The following is a 1,044-nucleotide window of genomic DNA, read 5'->3' on the forward strand; positions in this document are numbered from 1 at the left end:
CCTCGGACTACTGGCGGAGCGTCTATTACATGCTCCAGCCGCATCTGAACCTGATGCTCGTCAACCCTGCCCATCTCAAAGGCATCCGGGGCCGCAAGACCGACCCGAGCGACGCGGCGTTCCTCGCCCGGGCGGGCGCCTCCGGGATGGCGATGGGCTCCTTCGTCCCGGACCGGGAGATCCGCGAACTGCGGGACCTGACCAGACGCCGGACCGAGATCGTCCGCGCCGCCGGCCAGGAGGCCCAGCGGCTGGAGAAGGAGCTCGAGGACACCGGGATGAAGTTCACCTGGGTCCTCAGCGACGTTGTCGGCGCCACCGGCCGCGCCATCCTGGAGGCCCTGATCGCCGGCGAGCGCGACTGCGAACGTCTTGCGGACCTGGCCCGCGGCAAGGCCCGAAACAAGATTCCAGCCCTCGTCGAGGCCCTGGACGGAAAGTTCACCGGACACCATGCCTTCATGGTCCGGTACTACCTGGACGAGATCGACCGCCTCAGGGCCATCGTCGAGGTCTTCGACGCGCGGATCGCCTCGATGCTGGCAGAGCGGGAGCAGGACCTGGACAACCTCGACACCATCCCGGGTGTCGGCCGGCTCGCCGCCGAGATCATCATCGCCGAGACCGGCGGCGATATGACCCAGTTCGCCTCCGCCCAGCACCTCGCCTCCTGGATCGGCGTCTGCCCCGGACAGAACGAGTCGGCCGGAGTGAACAGATCCGGGCGCACCCGCCCGGGCAACAGCAACATCAAACGCCTGCTCGGAACAGCCGCTATGGCTGCGATCAGAAACAAGACGTCCTACCTCGCCGCGTTCTTCCGCCGTATCTCTGCCCGGAGAGGCGGCAAGCGAGCCCTGGTCGCCGTCATGCACAAACTCGCCATCGCCATTTGGCACGTCCTGCACACCAATACGCCCTACCGCGACCTCGGCGCCGACTACTTCGCCAAACGCGACCCCGAACGCGCCATGCGCCGCATGACCAAAGAAGCCAACAGCCTCGGACTGACCGTCCGCTTCGAACCCATCACGGCTGGCTGAC

General features: G+C 66.9%; 1 protein-coding gene. It reads left to right on the forward strand.

Annotated features, from left to right (window positions below):
* A partial coding sequence (locus ACZ67T_RS46335; RefSeq protein ID WP_469993117.1) for an IS110 family RNA-guided transposase occupies positions 1–1,043 on the forward strand: 1,043 nt, incomplete at its 5' end.
* Position 1,044: the final 1 nt, after the last annotated feature.

This window comes from Streptomyces sp. NPDC107517, from assembly GCF_055582645.1.